The organism is Candidatus Binataceae bacterium (genome assembly GCA_035308025.1).
Lineage (GTDB): Bacteria > Desulfobacterota > Binatia > Binatales > Binataceae > JAJPHI01.
The window spans coordinates 1-16592 of record DATGHL010000022.1 but is presented as its reverse complement, the minus strand read 5'-3'; the positions used below and the strand labels follow the sequence as shown (position 1 = coordinate 16592).

The window sequence follows — 16592 nt, the reverse complement described above, 5'->3', positions numbered from 1 at the left end:
GGTTTGCAGAATGTTTCACGCGAAACGTTGTTCGGGCAAGCGCTGGTGGCGGCGAAATTCTCGAAAGGTCTCCTGAGCGGAGGTTCGCGTTCAGTACAGCCGGTCCGCCACGTCAGACCGATGTCTGCGTCGGGCTCAGCGTGCAGGGGCTAGGCGTCGCCGCGCCGGCGGAGCATCTTCTCAATCTCCGCCAGATGGATTTCCTCGCCGCGAATTTTCCCGCGGGCAAATTCTTCGAGGGAGACGCTCCATCCTTCACTGACCTTGTACAACATGCGATAGAGCTCGATACCGCGGCGCTCGTGAACCACCAGCTCCTGCAGGATATCGTCCACCGAGGCGTGGTGCGTCCCTGCCAGTTCGGCGATCGCCAACGAGACGCGTCCGCCCAGCGCGGTGACCTCCTCCCCGGCCTCGGTCGCGTGGAGCAGCGACTCGGCCGCCTGCTGTCGCATCCAGTGCATGATCGGGATCCTGGCATGGCCGAAGACCATCAGAGAGTACTGAGTGTAACGAACCGCACCGGCGAGTTCGAGTTCGACCAGTTGGTTCAAGACCGCGATTATCTCTTCGCCCCGATTTTCCATCGTTGTTTACCGTTCGGACGGATCGCGCTCCGTTGTCGCGCTTTTGCAGGATCACACTTTTTTCACCGCCTGCAAAGTCCCACGTTTTGCTGTCACGCTCTTGCATGATCGATTTAACAAAATGTTTCACGTGAGACAGTCCCCAGGTTTCTTTCTGAGAAAGGGGGCGAAGTGCAGGATTTCACCCTTGACGCGCGGAACGCCGCGGCGAGCGCCTAGCGGGGTGGTTTAGTCGGCGGGTCGGCTTCGAGGTCCAGCGGAGTGCCGGCCGGATCCGCTGCGGTGTGATCAGTATGCTTGATCGCAAAGCCGTTCAATGAGCCGGAGCCGCCGGCCGGCTGTGCGCCCGCATCATGGGCGAGAGCCGGGACAGTGTCGGCGGCGTCGGGCTTGCGCTCGGGATGGCTTTCGCGCGTGCGATGGAGCCGCCCGCGCATCTTGAGGAAAAGTCCACGCAGACCCTTGTTAGCCGCGGCCGGTTTGAGCGCGAGCGCATTCGGCGCCTGGGTGAGGAGGGTGGCGATTTCGGCGTTGACATTGTGGACCAGCGCTTCGTTGGCCGCCGCGCGGATCGCGTTGCGCACGGCGTGAGCGTCCGAAGAGCCATGGGCGATGATCACAACGCCGTTGACGCCGAGCAGCGGCGCGCCGCCATATTCGGCCGGATCGAGCCGTTGCCGAATCGCGCGCAATTTCTTGCGCACCAGCAGATAGGCCAGTTGCCGCAGGAGGCCGCCTTCAAAGACCGCGCGCAGATTGCCGAGGAGAAAAGCGGCAAAGCCCTCCATGGTCTTGAGCGCGACGTTGCCGGTGAAACCGTCGGTGACGATGACGTCGGCTTTGGCGCGATTGATGTCGCGGCCCTCGACATAGCCGGTGTAGTGCAGGTGAGGCGCCATCGCGGTTAGCATCCCGGCGGCGGCGCGCGTGAGTTCGGTGCCCTTGGAAGGCTCTTCGCCGTTGGCCAGCAGCGCGACCCGCGGCTGCGTCACTTGCGCGACGTGTTTCCAGTAGACGCTGCCCATTACGCCGAACTGCATCAGATTGACCGGCTTGACCTCAGTATTGGCGCCGGCGTCAATCAGCAGCGCGAGTCCGGCGGTGGTCGGCACGACCGAGGCGATGGCCGGACGATCGACGCCCGCGAGGTTGCCGAGGATCGCCATCGCCGCAGTCATCACGGCGCCCGAATTACCCGCGCTGACGAAGGCGTCGGCGGCGCCGCGCTTGAGCAGTTCGAGGCCGACGTGAATTGATGATTCGATTTTGGTGAGGACCGATTCGAGCGGCGCGTCGTCCATGGCCACGACTTCGGCGGCGTGCTCGATGGTCAGCGGGAGCCCGGATATATCGCGGCCGGCGAGTTGGTGCTGGAGTGCGTCGCGATCGCCGACCAGGATTACCGTGATCGCGAGGTCGCGGGCGGCCTCGATTGCGCCGTCGATCACGGCTTGCGGGCCGAGGTCGCCGCCCATTGCGTCGAGCGCGATTTTCACGAGCGGCCTCGGGGGAATCTTCGCGAATAAAGCATCGCGTTCATTTCAATTGCGCCAGCGTTGCAGTTGCGCGGAGTGCGCGCGGCGCGGCGCGAGAATTTATTCAGCCACCGGCGCCATTTCGCGGCCGCGGTAGATGCCGCAATGACGGCAGACGCGATGAGGCATGACAGGTTCGCCGCAACTCGCGCAGGCGTGCGGGTTTACCGGCGTCAGCGCGTCATGGGCGCGGCGCTTGTTGCGTTTCGAGTGCGAAGTGCGACGTTTGGGTGCTTGCATCTATCCAATCTTCCGTTGGTTTTTATTGACTCGATATGCGAGGGCTATCCCCGCCCGACTTTCAGCGTGCGCAGCACGGCCAGGCGCGTATCGGCGGGTTCTGAGCGGCAGTTGCAGGTTGCTTCGTTGCGATTGATACCGCATCGCGGACACAGCCCGCGGCAATCCTCGCGGCAGAGCGGGCGCTCGGTGAGGGCAAGCAGCACCTGCTCGCGCACGAGTGGCGTGAGGTCGATGTGATCGCCGTCGTAAAGCGAGAATTCGAGGTCTTCGTCGCGCAAATCCTTGTCATCGTCAGAGGCGATCGCTTTCGGCGCCAGGACGTAGCGGAAGGGCCGCTCGCGGGTCGCCGTGAACTCCTCGGCGCAGCGGGCGCAATTGGCGCGCGCAGCGGCGGCGATGGAGCCGCTGAGGAAGACCTCGGCGCCGGCGCGATAGTGGCTGATGTCCACCGCGACGGGCTGCGTCAGGAAATATTCGGCGATGGGGCCGCTACGGAGCTCGCGGTTAATTTCAGCCGCGGGCTCGGCGAAGGAGAGCTCGCGCGCTTCGGCAGTTATGTCATCGACGCGCAGTTTCATTCTTTCACTATCTCACCGGGTTCCGCCAAGAGAACAAAAAACAGCCGGGTTCAAACTGGCGCTGCGGGAAATTATGCCACGTCACGGCGAGCGGTCCAACACGGCTCGGATGGACGAATCACTGCTGGAATTTTTCGCATGACAACCGTGCCGTGCGGTCTCCCGCGCGAAGGGTCGCGGAGCCGGAATGCCACACGCGGATTTACCGGAACACGGCTCCTAGGCTGCTGACCTTGGCCGCGCCTCGCAGACGCGGTTGCAGAACCCGGATGTCGCTGCCAAGCATTGCGCTCCAGGCGTTTGGGTCCATGCCCCACTTGAGCTTGTTCGCCGCGATTTGCGCGGGCGTAGGATGTTCTTTCTTCTGAAAGAGCGCCAACTTGAACTGCTCAGGAACTCTCGACCGTGGCGTGCAGCGGTAAGGCCAGATCCTGATTGGCGATTTTCGGACGTTTAATGTTGAGACGTTGAGCTGACGGCAGGGTCGCTTTCAGAAGCGATCTCTTCGCAAACCAAGCGCTCTTATTGAGTCTCGTACAATCGCTGGCGCTGCGTGATGCAAACCAACTCTTTCATTTTGCAAGATGCGATCGCTCTTTTGATCCGGTGACCCATTCTCACGCGGGAAGGGGTTTGGCAAACTCGACAGGTGATCAATCAACACCAGCAAAGTGACAAAGATGCGTAAATCAACGAGTCCCTTGCGATTTGATACGGAGCGAGCGGGCGTTCCTGTCAACGATGGTGACGCGGGGAAATCTGTCCACGAAAAGGATGTCCAGTTTGAAGCGACGGATGACCATCCAAGCCCGATGAGGAGAGCGAGCGAGGGGGCGCCGCTCGAGGAGGTTTTGCGTTGGCTCGCGCGCTCGCTGGCAGTTCTCGCGGTTTTGAGCAGCGTTGTCCTTCTGTGTGTGGGCGCCACGCCGCTGTTGACCTCGTTACCGACATATCTTGCCACGACGGCGTTCCGCGGCTGGGCCCTGATCAATAATGCGTCGTTCTCGGCGCTCCCGCTCTTGCTCGCGGGGTCTTCCTACATCGTGCTGCAGGCGATACTTCGACCGCGGCCCTTTGAACTGGTCAAACGGTTGATGCTCGGAATGGCGTTCCTCCTGTGGGGAGTCGTGCAGCTCATGCCGGTTAGCGTTCTCGCGGCTGAGTTGGGCAATGTGGTCATCGCGCTGTATGTGGTCGATCTCGGTTTGATCATCTGGAGCGACCTGCAAAAGGATCAGCCGCGGCTGGTCCGCTGACGCGCAATCTCTGTCAACGCGCGCTGTCGGCCGCAGGTGGGCTGCGGCCAGAATCTCAGGTCTTGGAAACTGGTGCAGTCCGTGCGGAGGATTTTTGAAATGCGTGCGGAGGATTTTTGAAATGGCGGAATATCGCAGCGAAACTAACGACCAATCGGAGGACTGATGCGGCATGACACAGTCCGTGAACGGCGTCGCTGACACGTTTCTGTTGGTTTACGCGGGGTTGTTCCCGATCGTAAACCCGATCGGTGGCGCGCCAATCTTCCTGGGCTTGACCCGACTGTGCACCGAAAAAGAGCGCAACGCACTTGCGCTGCGGGTCACGCGCAACAGCTTCTTCCTGCTGCTCGGCTCCCTGTTCGCCGGCTCATACGTGCTGGAGTTCTTTGGCATCACCTTGCCGGTCGTGCGTGTCGCCGGCGGGCTCGTCGTCACCGCCACCGGCTGGAATCTGCTCCAGGCAGGAGACTATGGCAACGACGAGCCGACCGCGCAGCGGCCAGTGATCTCGAGCGATGGGTTTTATCCCCTTACCATGCCGATTACTGTGGGCCCTGGGTCGATCGCGGTGGCTATCACACTTGGCAGCCAGCGGCCGCGAGTGGCGCTACCCGAGATTGCACTACTGGGCGGTGCGGCCGCTGCGGGCCTGGTCGCGATCGCCGCGACCATATTCGTATGCTACCGCTTTGCCGAGAGGACCGTCGGAGGGCTGGGTAAAGACGGAACCAATGTGTTGGTGCGGCTGTCGGCCTTCATCCTGCTCTGCATTGGTATCGAAATTATCTGGAACGGCTACAGCGTCCTCGTCCGGTCCGTCGGCTAGCTGCTCAACTCACCTCACGACGAGACCTTCGAAGTCGCCTTGCTCGCGCCAACGGGCGAGCAGGTCGAAAAAGGCCAGCGCGCCATTGGGGTACACCGCTTGGAGGAAGCCACCCTCGCTCGTGCCCTCGCCATTGTAGTAGCCCGGCGTACAGACGCTTTGATAGTTCGTCATGGGGTTGGGGTTGTTCACGATCCGCACCCACTCGGCCTCGGCCTCGGGCGTTGGCTCGATCGATTTCGCATTGCGCCGATTGACCAGCGTGATTAGTTGGGCAACGTGATGGGCCTGCTTGTTGAGCATGTAGGTGAAGTTCGCGGTCAGGCCAGTCTGGGTCAGCCCCATATGAAAGCAGTTCGGAAACCCGTGACTCAGGAAGCCGTGATAGGTGCGCATCCCGTTCGCCCAATAGTCGCCGAGCGCGAGACCGTCGCGGCCATACATCGCGAACTCGGCCCGCCGCGTGTAGGCCGTGCCCACCTCGAATCCCGTAGCGAAGATCAGGCAGTCCACTGGATACTCGACGCCGTCCACCACCACGCCGGTCTCAGTCACTCGCTCAATACCCTTGCCGCCGGTGTCCACCAGCTTGACGTTGGAGCGGTTGAAGGTCGGCAGATAGTCGTCGTTGAAGGTCGGCCGTTTGCACCATTGCCCGAACCAGGGCTTGAGCGCCTCAGCCGTTGCCGGATCACTTACTGTCGAAGCGACGCGGCCGCGAATCTCGTTCATCTTCTGAAAGTCGGCGATCTCGGCCAGCGCCGCCCGATCATCGGCAGAGAGCTTCGAGTCCTGCCGGTTTGAGATCAGCTCGCCGAGCTTCTTGAGTGGGCTCGTCCACTTGTCACGGACCTCATCGTGCTCGAGCTCGATGCCATCGAGGAGGGCGGTGAAGTTGCGGTTGCGATATTCCTGCCATCCGGGCTTGAGCTTTTTCGCCCATGCGGGATCGGTCGGCGTATTGTTGCGTTCGTCGACCGAGGAGGGTGTGCGCTGAAAGACGTAGAGCTGCTGCGCGTGTTCGCCCAGATGGGGTATGCACTGGATTGCGGTGGCCCCGGTCCCGATGATCCCGACGCGCTTGTCCTTGAGTTTGTGCAAGCCGCCGGTGGTGTCGCCGCCGGTATAGTCGTAGTCCCAGCGACTGGTGTGGAAGGTATGTCCCTTGAATTTCTCGATCCCCGCAATGCCGGGCAACTTGGGCTTGTTCAGCGGCCCGCTCGACATGATCACGAAGCGCGTCTTGAACTCATCGCCGCGATCGGTCGTAACCGTCCAGCGTTTTACCGCATCGTCCCAGCGCGCCTCTTTGATCCTAGTCTGGAAGCAGGCTTTCTCGTAAAGATGGAAATGCTTGCCGATCCGTTGAGCGTGAGCAGAAATCTCCGGCGCGAAAGAGTACCTTTCCTTGGGAATGTAGCCGGTCTCTTCCAGCAGCGGCAGATAAAGGTAGCCTTCGACGTCGCACTGGGCGCCGGGATAGCGGTTCCAGTACCAGGTGCCGCCAAAATCCCCGGCTTTCTCGATGATGCGGAAGTGGTTGAGCCCGGCCTCTTGCAGCCGCACTGCGGCCAGCATTGCGCCAAAGCCGCCGCCGATGATCACCACTTCGAGGTCTTCGTGCAGCGCGTCGCGCGTGAAGCCTGGCTTGACGTACGGATCGACGTTGAAGTGCTCGAACTGCCCGGTGATCTCCTGATACTGGCTATTGCCGTCGGCGCGCAGCCGCTTGGCGCGTTCGGCGGCGTATCGCTCCCGCAATAACCCGGGGTCGAAGCCGAGCTCTTCAGAGGTTGGGATGTGACTGGGTGTGGGTTCAGTGACTGCTTCACTCATGAGGTCAGTCCTCCGCGGCTGATCAAAGTTCGCCTGCGGGACCGTAGCATTTTTTCGGGCGCTCGTGTTACCAGCTGCGTACGCGCCGACTGCACGAAGATTTTAAGGCGTGGCGCAGAAAAAAATGGCCCGCAGGAGTTTATGCGGTTCTATCCTCGTCAGCTCAATCAATCGGCCCACGCGCGTCAAAAGCGCGCATCACCTTTCCCGTCTTCTCGTCACGATCTTCGCTGCTTTGGGTGCGTCAACGCTTCGAGGTTCGCGACCCGGATTGGGGCGCCATCAGCGAAGGCGCTCACTGCCTCCACCGTATCGGTGTAAAAGGCAGTCAGCGTCTCGCGCGTGACGTAGCCGAGGTGCGGGGTAACGGTGACGTTATCCATCGCGTAGAAAGGATGATCAGCGGCAGGGGGCTCGACATCGAAGACGTCGAGCCCGGCACCGGCGATCCGGCCGGTCCGCAGTGCCGCGATCAGATCGGCCTCGACCACGATCGGCCCGCGCGAGGTATTGATCAGATAGGCCTCAGGCTTCATCAGAGCGAGCTCGCGCGCCGTGACCAAGCCCCGGGTACGCTCGCTGAGCTGGACGTGGATCGAGAGCACGTCGGCAAGGCGGAACAGCGCGTCCTTCTCGACACGCCGCACCCCGACCGCCGCGGCAGCCTGCTCGGTTAGATTCTGGCTCCAGGCGATCACCGGCATCCCGAAAGCCTGGCCGTAGGCGGCCATTCGCTTGCCGATGCGACCCAGCCCGAGAAGCCCGAGCGTGCGGCCTGCCAGGATCGTTCCCACTGTGCTCTGCCATCCACCGGCGCGCATCCGCCGGCTCGCGAGGTCAAAATGGCGCACGACGGCGATCATCAGCCCCCAAGTAAGTTCTGGAGTCGCATTGAGGACGCCCGCATATATGGGGTTGGAAAAGTTGGAGTGGGCGACGATCACGCCGTGCTCGGTTGCCGCCGCCATGTCCAGATTGGGCAGGGACATCCCGATGATGGTGACCAGCTTGAGATTGGGCAAGCGCGCGAACAAACTGCGTGGCAAACTCATCCGTTCGCGGACCGTGCAGAGGACATCGAAGGGCTGCAGTACCGAGGCCGCCTCGTCCTCAGACAGATGCCGATCGAAGACGGTGATATCCGCCTTACCTTGAAGCACCGACCAATCGGCCGATTGAAGTGCGATCTGGACGTAGTCGTCGAGGATCGCGATCTTGAGCAGCGGGTTCACGGGCTAGTTTCGAGGCGCAAATTCTCAGGCTCCGCCAGCGGCTAATCATCCTGCGCCGCAAAGATGCGCCTCGGTGCTTTCGGGCAGACCGAATGGCGAGGTTCGCGCCAAATGCGCGCCTCGTGTCCCGCCAGGCTGAGATTCTTCACTGTGTTTCCGGCGGCGCGAAGACCGTCAGGGCGAACAGCCGATCGGCGCCGGTGCGCAGCGCATGTGGTGCGCCGGCGGGAATCGTCACAAAATCACCCGCTTTGATCTCGCACTCCTTGCCGGCGACCCGGCACGTTGCTTTGCCCTCGATCACATAGATGAGCTGGTCCCCTCGATGAGTGTTCTCATGATCACCGCCGAATCCCGGCGGAAGCGTAAAGACCATGGATTCGGATTGTGGAGTTCTGCCGAGCATTTGCTGCGCCATCTTGGCCCCGTCGCCGCGATAGGAAAAGACGTTCGGAACCGCCGTTCCGTCCTTGCTTTCCACGAGCTGGTCCATCTGCTGGGCAAAGAGCTCTTCCGAGATGACCCCCTTGCGATACGCCTTGAGCAACTGTCGTACTTCAAAATCCTTGTTCGGCATCTGCGTTCTCCCGTGCTTTTGCGGTCGGCTTGTCGCACTATCCGTGAACTTTTCCGTATCTTCGCTCCTTAGCAAAAATCCGAGAAAAGCATAAGTCCTCGAAAACCAACTTGGCCCCCAACGCGCCGATTTGATGTCATGCCTGATTCCACAGAATGGCCTCACGTCGAGGACGGGACGTTTGGGCGAGACAGCGGGCCACGATGTTCATTATGCGATTCACCAAGCACCGTAAGTCGCCAATTGATCAATCTGCGGCGGTCGTGCGATGGTTCGCAGAGAGCCCTGCGCCGAACGAAGAGGATAAAAGATGCCTGACGAAGTCTTGCAGATTGAACGATCCGAGAATCACGTCACGCTGACGCTCAATCGGCCCGAGAAGCGTAACGCGATGAATCGCGCGATGCTCGAGGCGCTCGAAGGCGCACTCGCTACTGTGCAGGAAGATAAGGCAGTGCGCGCAGTGATTATCCGCGGCGCCGGGCGCGGCTTCTGCTCCGGCCTCGACCTGCGCGATATCGAGCAACTGGGCACCGGCGGCACCACCTTCGACCAGGTGATCAAGCGGCTCGGTCAATTGACCGTGCCGACGATCGCGGAGGTCCATGGCGAGGCGCTGACCGGCGGACTCGTGCTCGCGCTGTTCTGCGATCTAAGAATCGCAGGCGCGGGCGCACGGCTCGGGATGACACCAGCGCGCATCGGCTATCTGCCGACCTACTGGATTTTCCGCAAATTCGTCGAGATCGTCGGGCCCGCCAACGCCGCTGAGATCCTCTACCTCGCCGACCCGGTCGATTCCGCCCGCGCGCGCGAGATGGGCCTGGTGCACAAGGTCGTCCCGGATGCCGAGCTTCACTCCGCTGCGACCGCATGGGCGGCGAAGATCGCGGGCAACGCTCCCCTCTCCGTCGGCGCGATGAAGCAGACTCTCGCGCGCGTCATGAGCCACGCCTTTGAGGTCGAGCACAAGGATCTCGACGAGCTCGGGATGCGCGTGCGCAGCAGCGCGGACGCCAAGGAAGGCGTCCGCGCGTTTCTGGAAAAACGCAAACCCGTGTGGAAAGGACAATGACCCCTGCACCTTGCCGCGCCTCGATTCTTTCTGGCGCGACGATGAGCTTCGCGGTATGAGAGGTGGAAAGGATAGGAGATCGACCTTATGGAAGACGCAAAGGAAGCGGTCCCTCTTCTTGACGTAGAAAAGCGGATCCACCATGCCTCCCGTCCGGGGCTCCGAATCGCTGAGTTCACGATTACCCCGATGCAGAAGATACCTTGGCACTGCCACTCGGCCGCACAGGACACCTTTCTCGTTCTAGAGGGACAGATCCGGCTCTTCCTGCGCGACCCCAAGGAGGAGGTGCGCCTCGCGCCGGGCGAAACCCGTTCAGTGCTGCCCAAGCGTCCTCACCTGGTTACTAACGGCGGCGAGACCGCAGCGACTTTCCTGGTTATCCATTTCGGCGAGTATGACTTCATCCCACTCACATAATGTGAAGCGCGGCTTTCCCGCTGGACGGGCGTCGGTTCCTACCCTACTGCAGGGTTAGCTATGCACAACTATGTCTTACCCGCGTCAGTGAAGGCGCGCGTCGTGAGCCGGATGGGCAAGCTGCTGGCCCACGATACGATCGACGCAGCCCACACTGCACTAGTCGTCATCGACATGCAGAACTATTATTGCGCGCCGGGCTTTCCGCTTGAGGTGCCGATGGCGCGCGCGATCGTGCCGAACATCAACCGCATGGCCGCGGCGATGCGTGCGGCCGGCGGCGTCGTGGTGTGGGTCCAGATGACCGCGGCCGGCGCGTCCCAGCATTGGCGCAACTTCACGACGCGCATGCTGACTCTGGAGCGCCAGCAGAAGCGGATTGCCGGGCTCGACGAGTCCTCGGAAGGTTTCAAATTGTTCCCGGGTCTTGAGGTGCTCGCAAGCGATATGTGGGTCAGAAAGATCAAGTACAGCGCCCTCGTGCCCGGCTCATCGAACCTCGACGCGCAGCTCAGAGCCCGCGCTATCGATACGCTGCTGATCGCCGGCACGGCCACAAATGTCTGCTGCGAGTCCACTGCGCGCGACGCGATGATGCTCGACTACAAAGTCATCATGCTGTCGGACGCCAACGCGGCATTGACTGATGAGGAGCACGCCGGTGCACTCAACACCTTCGCGATGTTCTTCGGCGACGTGATGAGCACCGACCAGGCGATCGGACGGCTCGCTGCGATCTCGGACGACAAAAGCGGGTGACGCAATGAGGATTTCAAATCTCTCTATGAATCCAAAAGCCCGGAGGAAATCTCTGACCGTAAGTCTGCTGATGCTCCCGCTGCTTCTCGCGACCCGCATAGCGATCGCGTCGCCGAGCGCCGCCGGCCATTGGGCCGGTACCAGCAAAGTCCGCTGCGGCACCCGGCTTAGCGCGCAGGAACGCTGCAACGCGATCCAGAATATAACCTTCGATTTGACCCAGGATGAGGCCGAGGTCGCCGGCACTTACAGTTGCGCTTACGGCACGCAGAACTGTCTGGCGATGAACCGCAAAGGTAAAATCACCGACGGGACTTTTGATGGCCACAGCCTGATGCTGTCGGTCGACATGGGCAATGGGTCAACCTGTCGCTTCAAGGGCGGCCTGAAACAAAAGACCGGTCAGGGCAGCTATTCCTGCAAGGGCCAGTCAGCGGCCGAGCAGGGCACCTGGAAGCTCCATCGCGTCAGCGCCGAGGCCCCCGCGGCTCCGCCAAAAATCCCGTCGTTGCTGCGCCCGAATGATCCGGGCTCGCCTTAGTGCCTGACTAAGAAGCTCGTTGCAAAAGTGTTCCCGCTGTTGCCGCGCCAGCCAGCGTTAGTGTCATCCTGAGCGAAGTGAGCAACGCGAGCGAAGTCGGAGGGGGCGGCCGAGTCTGCGAGGCGCGGACAAACAAGGACGCAGCTTCGCGGAGCGAAGCCGGTACCGGTCTTCTGGGCCCGCCCGATCCGCTCTCGCGAGACTAAGGACGCACCTCGTAATATGCATTGATCGGGTTCTCGAAATCCTTCACGACGAAACGCGTGAAGCCCGCCTCCGCGGTCATCTTGCGCGCTACCGGCTCGGGAAATCCGAGCGTCCCCAAACCCAGACCGCCCGGTTCCGACAGCGCCGACGACATGCAGCAGAGCACCGAGAAGCCATACATCAGAGCGGCGAGCGGGTTGTCCGACAGATTTTGCTCGAAGGTCGGCTGGCCATGGACGTCCGCGATAAGCCAGGTGCCGTCGGGCTTGATCGCCGAGCGGATCGCGCGAATCACGAGGTCGGGTCGCGTCATGTCGTGCAGGCAATCGAAGGTCGTGATGAAATCACAGCTCGCATCCGAGGGCAGGGGATCGACGCCGGCGTCATGAAAGGTCACGTTCGCGATTCCCGCCTGCTTGGCATTCGCGGTGGCACGGGCGAGCGGGATCTTCGCGATATCGTAGCCGTGAAACTTCGAGCGCGGGTAGGCCTTGGCCATCTCGATCAGCGCGACGCCGGCGCCGCAGCCGACATCGGCAACCTTAGCTCCGGTCGCTAGTTTGGCCGCGACGCCGTCGAGTCGTGGGATTGCGACCGGCACCAGTTGCGTGCGGAACCACGGCGCCAGCAGCCGTTCGACGCCGCGGTTCACCTCCGCGCCGAGCGCGTCGTAACTCAAGCCGACGCCGCTCTTGAACGCCTCCGGCAGCCGCTCGAGCACCGCCATCTGCTGCGGCAGACTGCCGAAACCGCCGCCCAGAAAGAATGGGCTGGATTCGTCTGCCAACACCATCGCGGTTTCCGCACTCAACGCAAAGCGGCCCTCGCCCTTGTAATCGATCAGCCCGGCGGCGGCCTGCCCCTCCAGCCATTCACGAATCCAACGCTCGTGCAGTCCGGTTTTCTTCGCCAGCTCGACGCTCGTAACCGGCCCCGCGCCGTTGAGCGCTGAGTACAGCCCCATCCGGTCGCCGAGATAAATCATCGCCGAGACCAGCGCGCCGCCGAGCAAGCCGAAGACCTGCTCCGCAGTCTTTTTCGCTTTCTCGAGGTCAAAAGGCGCAGATGCCGTCGCCATAGTCGCAACCTCCGGTCAGTTTAAGACAGGCCCTATCTTGTCTTTGCATCACCTGTCAATCGAGTTGGTAATCCGCGCGATCGCCTCGACCCGCGGGCGAAATCGCTCCATAATTGACTAGTGTCAATCAGTACTTTGGAAATTGGCGAAAACGACGGGCAGTTGAACTCCAGCGCGGGCCGCGAGATTTTTGCGGGGCGCCGCAAGCGCTTCCTCAATGCGCTCGGCGGCGCAGTCGCGATTCTGCCGAGCGCACCGGTTGCAATCCGCTCCGGCGACGTCGAGTTCATCTATCGCCAGGACAACGATTTTTACTACCTGACCGGCTTCAGCGAGCCCGACGCGGTCGCGCTCTTCGCGCCCGGTCAGCCCGACGAATTCATCCTCTTCCTCCGGCCTCGCGACAAAACGCGCGAAACCTGGACCGGACGCCGCGCCGGAGTCGAAGGCGCGGTCGCCGATTACGGCGCGGACAAGGCCTACGTAATCGATGACCTCAATCGGGTGCTGCCGGGGTTCCTCGACCGCGCCGAACGCATCTACTTCCCGCTCGGGCTCAATCCCGCCGCCGACAGCCATGTGCTCGAGATGATCAAGGCCTCTGCCGCGATGCGTCCGCGCACCGGCACGGGCCCGCACGCGATCCTCGACCCGCGCGAAATCCTCCACGAGATGCGCCTGTTCAAGCGTCCCGAGGAGCTCGCCACGATGCGCCGGGCGATCGCGATCTCCCATACCGCGCACGAAGCGGCGATGCACGAGGCGCGCGGCGGCATGATGGAATGGGAGATCGAGGCGCTGGTCAACTACAGCTTTCGCAAGCGCGGCGCCGCGGGCCCGAGCTATCCCTCGATCGTCGCCTCGGGCCCTAACGCGGCGACGCTGCATTACATCAATAACGATCGCGCGATGCGCACCGGCGAGCTGCTGCTGATCGACGCCGGCTGCGAGTACGACTTTTACGCCTCCGACGTTACGCGCACCTTTCCGATAGGCGCCGCCTTCACCCCGCTTCAGCGCGACCTTTACGAAATTGTTCTCGCGGCGCAGCTAAAGGCGATCGCGGCAATCAAGCCCGGCGTGAAGTTCGACGATGCGCATCAGGCGGCGGTCGGCGTGCTGGTCGAGGGTATGTGCAATATCGGGCTGCTGACGGAATCGCCCGGGGAGGCGCTCGAGAAGGATTCGTTCCGCCGCTATTACATGCATCGAACGAGCCACTGGCTGGGGATGGACGTTCACGACGTCGGGCTCTATCGCGTCGGCGGCGAATCCCGCACGCTCGAACCCGGCATGATTCTCACCGCGGAACCGGGCATCTATATCGCGCCCGACGACGATAGTGCGCCGGAGGAGTTCCGCGGCATCGGCATCCGGATCGAGGACGACGTGCTGGTGACGCCGGACGGCCACGAAGTGATGACCGCCGCGATCCCGAAATCGATCGCCGCGATTGAAGCGCTGACGCGCCCTTAGAGTTCGATTGCGCTCGCGATACCGACGATGTCATCCTGAGCGCAGTGAGTAACGCGAACGAAGTCGCAGGGGGCGGCCGAGTTTGCGAGGCGCGGCCAATCAAGGATCTCGGACAGCTTCGCGCTAGCGAAGCCGGTACCGGTTTGCGGGACTAAAGTTCTAGTGCGCTTGCGCTCCCGACGATCGTCTTTGTGCCGTCGCTCTTCTCTGACCAGACCTCGACTTCGGCGCGAGTGCGCGAGCCTTCCGGCCGCCGCTCGAGAATTCGTCCGCGCGCTCGCGAGCTTTCCTCCGCCCACAGCACATTGACGAGCCGCAGGTCGAAGCGCCCGCCGATCATGAAGCCGAGGCCGAAGCGCCGGGTCATCATTTCGGCGATCAGGCAGACCGACCACATGCCCTGCACCACGATCGCCGGAAAGCCGAGCTTGCGCGCCTCGTCGGCGTCGGTGTGATAGTTGAGGCTCGGCCCGGAGAAGGCCATGCACATCGCTTGCGAGATCGTGCGCATGGGGGTTTCGATCAGCTCGCCGCCACGCTCGCCGACATTGAAGCTGCGCGCTGTGGATTTCTCGCGCTCGCGATCGACGGCGAAGCCGCCGCCCTGATTCAGCAGAAAGCTCTGATGGGTGCGACTGCGCTGGATCACCTTTCCCTGCTCGTCGAGCAGGAGGCATTCGTTGACCACGTACTCGCGGTCGCGCTTGATATAGCGATCGACTATCACCGAGCGCGTGTGCAGGCGGTCGCCGGGGCGAATCGGCGCAAAGCCCTGCCACTCCTGCCGCGCGTGGAGATTGCCGAACAGGTTCGGCAGGTACCAATCGCGATTGCGGAAGACCGCCGAGTGGACCGTCAGGGCCGGGGCCAGCGGTCCGCCGAGCGGGGAATCGCCGCGATACGCGGGATTGTCGTCGCCGGTGGCGGCGATGAAGTTTTCGATGACTGTGTTGTCGATCGCGCATTCAATGCCGCCGAAATCGCGGCCGACGTAGACTTCGTTGGGCGCAAAAATTTCAGCAGTCATGGCTACTTTCCTTTGACCTTGGCGTCGAAGCGCTGATCGAACTTGCTCTGTTCGAGCACCGCGCGAGTGTGCGTACCGTTGCCGATCTCTTCCTTCTCATCGAAGGCCCGCACGACGTATTCGACGCGGCGGCCCTCGCCGCCGGTGACTTCGGCCTCGGCCCGCACTTTCCATCCGGCCGGCGTCGCCGCGGTATGCGTGACGCTGACCGTGACGCCCACCGACATCTCGCCCGGTTCGAGGTAGGGCTTGAGCGCGTTGATCGCCGCGAGTTCCATCGCGAGGCTCATTTTGGCCGTCGCCAGGACCGGCGGCAGCGTCGGCTCGACGGTCCCGGCGAGATCCTGCTCACCGACGACAAATTCATAAGTGCCTTTGGCCCCCGCTGGTACTGGTCTCATTTTTTCACCTTCTTTTTCACCGCCCGGGCAGTACGCCGCTCCGTTGTCGCGGCTTTTGCACATCATGCACCGAACGTTTCACGCGAACAATTTGCTAACCGACCGCCAGAGCCGCGGCAGCGGAGTATCGGAGCATCCTGGCGGCGAAGAGATGGTGAAAAATGTTTCACGTGAAACAGTTCCACAAGTTTCTGCGGCCGACCCTGTTGTTGTGCAAGGTTTCACCCTTGACAAGATCTGGTCAAACCAGGGCGATTGCGCTTATGCTCCGGGAGTGCGGCCCGGGTGGCCGCGGCGGAGGGTAGCCGGATGAATCAGCACCATACCGAGCGCGAGCAGCGATTTCTCGACCTTGCGGGAATGCTGGCCGACGAGTTCGCGCCGCGTTCGGCGAAATATGACATCGAGGAGGCGTTTCCCTTCGAGAACTATGCGCGGATTCGCGAGACCGGCTACACCACGCTGATCATTCCGGAGGAGCTGGGCGGGCTGGGCGCGACGATGCTTGAACGGATCAAGGCGCAGGAGCGGCTGGCGCAGGGCTGCGGGCCGACGGCGCTGGCGATCAACATGCACTTCAACGTGGTCGGACTGCTGCTCGACCTGTGGCGGAAATTCAAGCGGCCCAACGTTGAGGCGAAGCTCCGGCGGATCGCGAAGGAGCGGCTAATCTGCGGCGGCTCGGGTTCGGAGCCGGACAATTCGGTGCTGGTGCTGCGGCCGCGGACCACCGCGAATCGGGTCAACGGCGGCTGGCTGATCAATGGGCGGAAAATTTTCAGCACCCAGAGTATCGCGCTGGACTACTATTTCTCCGAGGCGACCTGGGCGGACGCGCCCGAGGGTCCGACGATCCTGACTTTCTTTATCCCGCCCCGCGAGACCCCGGGCCTCACCTTCAAGGACGATTGGTACACGATGGGGATGCGGGCGTC

Annotated in this window: 18 protein-coding genes; 8 read left to right on the top strand and 10 right to left on the bottom strand. The window is 62.2% G+C overall.

What is annotated here, in order from left to right; genetic code table 11:
• Positions 1 to 149: 149 nt before the first annotated feature.
• The 4 genes from VKS22_06105 to VKS22_06090 all read right to left on the bottom strand — a co-directional run bounded on the left by VKS22_06105 (position 150) and on the right by VKS22_06090 (position 2943).
• The gene (locus tag VKS22_06105) at positions 150 to 587 is read right to left on the bottom strand and encodes a ferritin-like domain-containing protein (GenBank protein HLW70178.1); all 438 of its coding nucleotides are present in this window, start codon (positions 585 to 587) and stop codon (positions 150 to 152) included.
• A 215-nt stretch (positions 588 to 802) separates the two neighbouring features.
• Positions 803 to 2083, bottom strand: coding sequence for a phosphate acyltransferase PlsX (gene plsX, locus VKS22_06100; GenBank protein ID HLW70177.1), 1281 nt, complete (start codon positions 2081 to 2083; stop codon positions 803 to 805).
• A 99-nt stretch (positions 2084 to 2182) separates the two neighbouring features.
• A complete protein-coding gene (gene rpmF / locus VKS22_06095; GenBank protein HLW70176.1) occupies positions 2183 to 2362 on the bottom strand; it encodes a 50S ribosomal protein L32 in 180 nt (59 codons plus the stop codon).
• Between the two features lie 44 nt (positions 2363 to 2406).
• Positions 2407 to 2943, bottom strand: coding sequence for a DUF177 domain-containing protein (locus VKS22_06090; GenBank protein HLW70175.1), 537 nt, complete (start codon positions 2941 to 2943; stop codon positions 2407 to 2409).
• A gap of 812 nt (positions 2944 to 3755) precedes the next feature.
• Between VKS22_06090 and VKS22_06085 the strand changes: the two genes are divergently transcribed.
• Both VKS22_06085 and VKS22_06080 read left to right on the top strand, forming a co-directional pair.
• Positions 3756 to 4199, top strand: coding sequence for a hypothetical protein (locus VKS22_06085; protein HLW70174.1), 444 nt, complete (start codon positions 3756 to 3758; stop codon positions 4197 to 4199).
• 172 nt (positions 4200 to 4371) lie between these two features.
• A complete protein-coding gene (locus VKS22_06080; GenBank protein ID HLW70173.1) occupies positions 4372 to 5028 on the top strand; it encodes a MarC family protein in 657 nt (218 codons plus the stop codon).
• Positions 5029 to 5037: 9 nt separating this feature from the next.
• Here VKS22_06080 and VKS22_06075 read toward each other — a convergent pair whose 3' ends face one another.
• From VKS22_06075 to VKS22_06065, 3 genes are all read right to left on the bottom strand, one after another.
• On the bottom strand, positions 5038 to 6864 hold the full coding sequence (locus tag VKS22_06075; protein HLW70172.1) for an NAD(P)/FAD-dependent oxidoreductase: 1827 nt from the start codon (positions 6862 to 6864) through the stop codon (positions 5038 to 5040).
• A 218-nt stretch (positions 6865 to 7082) separates the two neighbouring features.
• On the bottom strand, positions 7083 to 8096 hold the full coding sequence (locus VKS22_06070) for a D-2-hydroxyacid dehydrogenase family protein (protein HLW70171.1): 1014 nt from the start codon (positions 8094 to 8096) through the stop codon (positions 7083 to 7085).
• 145 nt (positions 8097 to 8241) lie between these two features.
• Positions 8242 to 8673, bottom strand: coding sequence for a cupin domain-containing protein (locus VKS22_06065; GenBank protein ID HLW70170.1), 432 nt, complete (start codon positions 8671 to 8673; stop codon positions 8242 to 8244).
• Between the two features lie 310 nt (positions 8674 to 8983).
• Here VKS22_06065 and VKS22_06060 point away from each other — a divergent pair, with 310 nt between their 5' ends.
• The 4 genes from VKS22_06060 (at position 8984) to VKS22_06045 (ending at position 11468) form a co-directional block, all read left to right on the top strand.
• Positions 8984 to 9748, top strand: coding sequence for an enoyl-CoA hydratase-related protein (locus VKS22_06060; protein HLW70169.1), 765 nt, complete (start codon positions 8984 to 8986; stop codon positions 9746 to 9748).
• 87 nt (positions 9749 to 9835) lie between these two features.
• Entirely contained in the window at positions 9836 to 10168 is a 333-nt protein-coding gene (locus tag VKS22_06055) for a cupin domain-containing protein (protein HLW70168.1), read from the top strand.
• Positions 10169 to 10228: 60 nt separating this feature from the next.
• On the top strand, positions 10229 to 10927 hold the full coding sequence (locus tag VKS22_06050) for a cysteine hydrolase (GenBank protein HLW70167.1): 699 nt from the start codon (positions 10229 to 10231) through the stop codon (positions 10925 to 10927).
• A gap of 70 nt (positions 10928 to 10997) precedes the next feature.
• The gene (locus tag VKS22_06045; GenBank protein ID HLW70166.1) at positions 10998 to 11468 is read left to right on the top strand and encodes a hypothetical protein; all 471 of its coding nucleotides are present in this window, start codon (positions 10998 to 11000) and stop codon (positions 11466 to 11468) included.
• Positions 11469 to 11670: 202 nt separating this feature from the next.
• Here VKS22_06045 and VKS22_06040 read toward each other — a convergent pair whose 3' ends face one another.
• On the bottom strand, positions 11671 to 12753 hold the full coding sequence (locus tag VKS22_06040; protein HLW70165.1) for a class I SAM-dependent methyltransferase: 1083 nt from the start codon (positions 12751 to 12753) through the stop codon (positions 11671 to 11673).
• A gap of 120 nt (positions 12754 to 12873) precedes the next feature.
• Between VKS22_06040 and VKS22_06035 the strand changes: the two genes are divergently transcribed.
• The gene (locus tag VKS22_06035; protein HLW70164.1) at positions 12874 to 14229 is read left to right on the top strand and encodes an aminopeptidase P N-terminal domain-containing protein; all 1356 of its coding nucleotides are present in this window, start codon (positions 12874 to 12876) and stop codon (positions 14227 to 14229) included.
• 151 nt (positions 14230 to 14380) lie between these two features.
• Here VKS22_06035 and VKS22_06030 read toward each other — a convergent pair whose 3' ends face one another.
• Both VKS22_06030 and VKS22_06025 read right to left on the bottom strand, forming a co-directional pair.
• Positions 14381 to 15256, bottom strand: coding sequence for a MaoC family dehydratase (locus VKS22_06030; GenBank protein HLW70163.1), 876 nt, complete (start codon positions 15254 to 15256; stop codon positions 14381 to 14383).
• Between the two features lie 2 nt (positions 15257 to 15258).
• On the bottom strand, positions 15259 to 15657 hold the full coding sequence (locus VKS22_06025; protein HLW70162.1) for a thioesterase: 399 nt from the start codon (positions 15655 to 15657) through the stop codon (positions 15259 to 15261).
• Positions 15658 to 15966: 309 nt separating this feature from the next.
• Between VKS22_06025 and VKS22_06020 the strand changes: the two genes are divergently transcribed.
• The coding region (locus VKS22_06020) for an acyl-CoA dehydrogenase family protein (protein HLW70161.1) at positions 15967 to 16592 on the top strand (626 nt) is incomplete at its 3' end.

Bases quoted from the DNA above. Each gene is read 5' to 3' on its own strand.
- VKS22_06105 (HLW70178.1), bottom strand. From the start codon at position 587: ATGGAAAATCGGGGCGAAGAGATAATCGCGGTCTTGAACCAACTGGTC.
- rpmF (HLW70176.1), bottom strand. From the start codon at position 2,362: ATGCAAGCACCCAAACGTCGCACTTCGCACTCGAAACGCAACAAGCGC.
- VKS22_06090 (HLW70175.1), bottom strand. From the start codon at position 2,943: ATGAAACTGCGCGTCGATGACATAACTGCCGAAGCGCGCGAGCTCTCC.
- VKS22_06085 (HLW70174.1), top strand. From the start codon at position 3,756: ATGAGGAGAGCGAGCGAGGGGGCGCCGCTCGAGGAGGTTTTGCGTTGG.
- VKS22_06080 (HLW70173.1), top strand. From the start codon at position 4,372: ATGACACAGTCCGTGAACGGCGTCGCTGACACGTTTCTGTTGGTTTAC.
- VKS22_06075 (HLW70172.1), bottom strand. From the start codon at position 6,864: ATGAGTGAAGCAGTCACTGAACCCACACCCAGTCACATCCCAACCTCT.
- VKS22_06065 (HLW70170.1), bottom strand. From the start codon at position 8,673: ATGCCGAACAAGGATTTTGAAGTACGACAGTTGCTCAAGGCGTATCGC.
- VKS22_06060 (HLW70169.1), top strand. From the start codon at position 8,984: ATGCCTGACGAAGTCTTGCAGATTGAACGATCCGAGAATCACGTCACG.
- VKS22_06055 (HLW70168.1), top strand. From the start codon at position 9,836: ATGGAAGACGCAAAGGAAGCGGTCCCTCTTCTTGACGTAGAAAAGCGG.
- VKS22_06050 (HLW70167.1), top strand. From the start codon at position 10,229: ATGCACAACTATGTCTTACCCGCGTCAGTGAAGGCGCGCGTCGTGAGC.
- VKS22_06045 (HLW70166.1), top strand. From the start codon at position 10,998: ATGCTCCCGCTGCTTCTCGCGACCCGCATAGCGATCGCGTCGCCGAGC.
- VKS22_06040 (HLW70165.1), bottom strand. From the start codon at position 12,753: ATGGCGACGGCATCTGCGCCTTTTGACCTCGAGAAAGCGAAAAAGACT.
- VKS22_06030 (HLW70163.1), bottom strand. From the start codon at position 15,256: ATGACTGCTGAAATTTTTGCGCCCAACGAAGTCTACGTCGGCCGCGAT.
- VKS22_06025 (HLW70162.1), bottom strand. From the start codon at position 15,657: ATGAGACCAGTACCAGCGGGGGCCAAAGGCACTTATGAATTTGTCGTC.